We start from the raw sequence: 4788 nt of genomic DNA on the forward strand, positions 1-4788 counted from the left end.
TCTTTGTGAATGACTCTGTTTCGGTACAGTCCGTCAAGGATATCAGTTATTTGAATGGCAATTTCCAATATTTCTGCTAGAGTCAGCTTGCGTTCTTGGGCGTAGTCTCGCAGAGAAATACCGCCAAAATCCTCCATTACTAGGGCATAGCTGTGGCGATAGGACTCTAAATTGTAGGGTTCAACGACTCCCGGCAGACGTAGATTTTTGGCGATGGTATACTGGTTGCGGAATTGCAGCAGTTCGCTGAAGCTGGGATAGTCTCGATTTAATAGTTTAATGACAACCGGAATCTGGTCTGTTTCTCGGAGCGCTCGATATACTAGGGTTCTGGAGCCGCAGTATAATTGCTCAACCAGATGATATTCTGAAATTTGGTTTGTCAAATCCACTGCGGTACTCCTCTGGATTACTCCATCTTAGACATTGACTTCTGTAACTTATTATACACTTCTCTTAGTCAAGTCTAACGGTGAGATAACTGATTTCGCCCCCAGCAGAAAGACTCTACCGCTTCTCTTCTTTTTTCATTGTTGAATAAAAAGATTGCCATCTATAGATATCGTCTTATCCTTTCATCGGTAAGAAAATGGTAAACTCCGTCCCTTCTCCCAATAGAGAATTTACCTCGATCGCCCCTCCATGTTTCTCAACCACAATTTGACGAGCGATCGCCAATCCCAACCCCGTCCCTTTCCCTACTCCCTTGGTAGTAAATAATTCATCAAAAATCTTCTCTTGCACTGCTTCACTCATGCCCACGCCGTTATCTTTGATGCAAATTATCGCTTGTTTTTTGTCCAGAGAAATGTCGGTTCTAATGGTGATTTCATTGACTACTTCTGCATAATGTCGCCCTTGATTTGATTCATCCAAAGCATCGATCGCATTACCTAACAAATTCATAAATACTTGATTCAACTGGCCGGCATAACACTCCACTTGTGGCAAATTACCGTATTCCTTAATCACTTTGATTTCTGGACGATTTTCGTTAGCCTTGAGGCGATGTTTCAGGATCATAATGGTGCTGTCGATGCCATCGTGGATATTACAAGCTACGGGATAGTTAGTATCGGCACGGGAAAAGCTTCGCAGACTGTTACTAATATCTCGAATCCGCTTCACGCCTTCCCGCATCGAACCTACTAATTTGGGTAAATCTTCTCGGATGTAATCAAGATCTATGTTATCGATTTCTTCTTGAATCTCTGGATCGAGTTGCGGATATTTTTGTGCATATAAATCGAGCAATCCAAATAAATCTTTGATATAATCTAAAGCTGGTTGAATATTACCAGTCAGAAAACCCACTGGATTATTAATTTCATGAGCTACCCCAGCCACTAAGTTTCCCAACGCTGACATTTTTTCGCTTTGAACTATTTTTACTTGTGCTTGTTTGAGACCGGTTAATGCTTGTTGAGATTCTTGATACAAACGGGCATTTTCTAAAGAAATAGCAGCTTGAGAAGCCAGCAAATTTAGCACTTCAATGCGATCGCTCGTAAACGCCCCAACCGTCAGGTTATTTTCCAGGTAGAAAACTCCTATCAACTGCCCTTGATTAAGAATTGGAATACAAAGAACACTGATCGGCTGGTGCTGTTCAATATAGCGATCGCTCGCAAGCTGGGAACTTACCCTAGCATCAACTATTACCAAAGGTTTCAAACTACGCTTGACAGTGTTAACCAAACTAATCGCTACATCCTGACTAGATTCTAGAGGTATTGATGGTAATAGCTTAGGTTCCTGTCCCTCTGCTACAAGAGCCACTACCTGTAAATACTGTTCTTGTTTGAGCAATAAGACACACTTAGTTGCCCCAGCATTCGCGATCGCTATTTTTAGGAGAGTAGTCAGGAGTTTATCTAGTTCAATCTCCCCAGAAATGGCTTGAGAGGCTTTGATCAGAGTCGGCAAATCGAGAAATTCAGAGTTGCTGCTAGAAGAGTTGGTATTATAAGTAATTGTTCCGCGGGCGATCGTTTCCTTTAATGAACTAAAGGCTTGAGCTTGCTGAAGGATAATACCGAGTAGGCGAGGATAACGTTTTTCCAAATCCTCAATTTTGGCTTTAGCTCCCCATCGGGCATAACAATAATACGCTTCAATCATGTAGGCTTGAGCTACTTTTTCTTTGCCCCATCCCAAGTAGAATTTAGCTGCTAGTTCGTTGGCGAGGGCTTCTTCGTTGATGAATAGATTTTCTTTAGCGAGTTGGATAGCGCGATCGTACATTTCCAGTGCATCTGCTTTATTGCCCAAAACCCGCTGCAGTTCTGCTTCAACCAAATACCATTTATGCAGATGATTCATCGGAGCATTTTGCGCCCACTGGTGCAGAGTAGTTTGATGGATTTCCACAGAGGCGAGAATTTCAGCTTGCTCAATTTCTGGCTGTGTGGGTAAAAGTGCCAGGTACGTCAGGGCTGCATAGAAATGGAAAATTGGAATAAAAATACATCCCGGTACTGCTATCAAATAGGGCTGGGCTTGGCTAATATAATTGTTCGCCTCTTTGTAGTTACCAAAGCAGTAAGCCAGCAACAGTTTGTAGATATAAACCTCGGCGATGGCAGTGAATTCATAATCCTGATTATGCTTGGGCATCATCACTGTTTCATCGTAGGCCGGACCGATTAAGCAATCCGACAGAATCTCGACTTCCTTTAAGTTATTCACCGTCTGCCGCACCATATCTACATAAATCTGAGCCGAATATTGCTTTACCTGAGCCAAGGCGGCGCTGTAACTTGCTATTTCTGATTCCAAATTGCTCAGTTCTACTCCACTGAAAAAGTTCATATAGCTGTAAGTGACCATGCTGTAGCCAGCACTTAGAAAATCGCCAGTTTCCATGCCCCACCTATAGCTATCTTTCGTCGTCAGTATCACTGCCCTCATTGCTTCTTTGCGATGCTGAATAAAGGCTCCAAATAGATTCAGAATCATGGACTTGAATTCCCGGACATTGAACCTATCAAGCAATAAAAGTGCTAATTTACCAAAGGCATACCCCGTTTCCACATCTCCCAAAAAGGCACACAACACCAGTCCGTGAATGCCATACCCCACCGTCGATGCTGGCGCATTCCCAAAGGAGAGCGATAAACTCACCATCTTGCTGCTAAGTAGGGGCAGCAAACCGGGCATTCCCAGAAAGATAGGAGAATATAATGTTGCTAATAGTGGCATGGCAGCCTGAGCCTTGGCATCAGTTATCACCGGCAGATTAACTAGCTCTTCAATCCGTCTACCTTGGAGTTGGCTGGCAACGGCTTCTAGCGCTTTACCAATCAAAGCTTCGTCAGCTTCGGTGGGTAGTTCAACCCCCAATTGCCAGAGTGCTTCTCTTGCTACTGCAATGGCTTCTAGTGACTTGCTCTGTGCTGTCTGGGCGGCAATTTGAATTTCGTAAATTTTGATTTTGTCTAAGATTGTCTGGGCTGCTTGCAACACTTGTACTGCTATCTCTTCCATGCTGTCAAAGTCAGCATTCAAATAGGCAGCTTCGGCAGCAGCAACATAGAGGTTCAGGGTTAATTCATACTGCCTTTGCCAGCAGTTGGCTGTTAGTAGATCAATGCCTGTTTGCAGATAAACTCTAGCTGCCATGTAGGCGGTAGAATTTCTGGCTTTACAACCGGCTGCCAAGTTCAGTTTAGCTAAGGCTTCTCGTTCGCTAGGTTGGGTAATTAACTCAATTCCTCGATTCAAATGCCCGATAATATCAAACATTTTTTCTTCTTGCTCTATTTTTGAAAAATTTTGCTGAAGTAATTGTCCGATTTTGAGATGAGTTGCTTTTTTCTGTGAATCGGGAATGAGTGAATATGCGGCTTGCTGGACGCGATCGTGTAAAAATCGATAAGTTGGATTAGCTGAAGAATTGAAAACTTCATTACTATCCGATTGGGTAAAGAACTTATAGATTTTGGTCGTGGGAATCACCAAACCTTCCTGCAATGCTTTCCATAAAGCCGTAGCCGTCATTCCCGGAGATTGCTCACTGACAATTACTAACGTATTCAAATCAAAGTGCGATCCTATACATGCAGCTAATGTGAGAACCTCCTGAGTTTCTGGTGGCAACTTCTGCAATAGCCAAGCCATGAATTCAACGACATCATCAGTAATCGCTAAGGCTTTAACTTGGGCAAGATCACACTGCCAATGCCGAATCTCCCAATTAAAGCTAATTAGCTTATCGTCATGTAATGCCTTGATAAACTGAGTAGCAAAAAAAGGATTTCCCTGAGTTTTTTGATAGACTAATTTTGTCAAAGGTTGGGCCAGGGATAATTCGCAATTCAACGTATCCACCATCAACAAATTTATATCGGTTTCGCTTAACGGTTGCAAATAAATCCTATTCACTTTTGCCCCTGTTTTAACTATCTCATCCACTGTTAAGATAAATGGATGCACAAGCGAAACTTCATTATCTCGATAGGCCCCCAATACTAATAAATATCCCGTATCCATCATCAATAATTGTAGCAAATTCAGGGAGGCTGAATCCGCCCATTGCAAGTCATCCAAAAACATCACTAAAGGATGTTCTTTACTCGTGAAAACTTGCACAAATTTCTGCATGAGCAGATTAAAGCGATTTTGGGCAGCACTTCCTGACAATTCTGTTGCATGAGGTTGAGCGCCAATTATTCCTTCTAACTCAGGAATCACATCAATCAAGACTTGTCCGTTGTCTCCCACGGCTGCTAAAATCTGGGTTTTCCATGTTTGCAATTGGGTATCGGATTCTGATAGCAATTGACCCAT

The 4788-nt window shown here is 42.6% G+C and carries 2 protein-coding genes; both read right to left on the reverse strand.

Features of this window, described 5'->3' with window-relative positions; translation table 11 throughout:
* Positions 1–392: protein kinase domain-containing protein (locus QUA45_RS27900; protein ID WP_333100390.1), on the reverse strand; the 392-nt coding region annotated here is incomplete at its 3' end.
* 175 nt (positions 393–567) lie between these two features.
* A partial coding sequence (locus QUA45_RS27905) for an ATP-binding protein (RefSeq protein WP_333223113.1) occupies positions 568–4788 on the reverse strand: 4221 nt, incomplete at its 5' end.

Source organism: Microcoleus sp. Pol12A5, from assembly GCF_036701435.1.
Lineage (GTDB): Bacteria > Cyanobacteriota > Cyanobacteriia > Cyanobacteriales > Microcoleaceae > Microcoleus.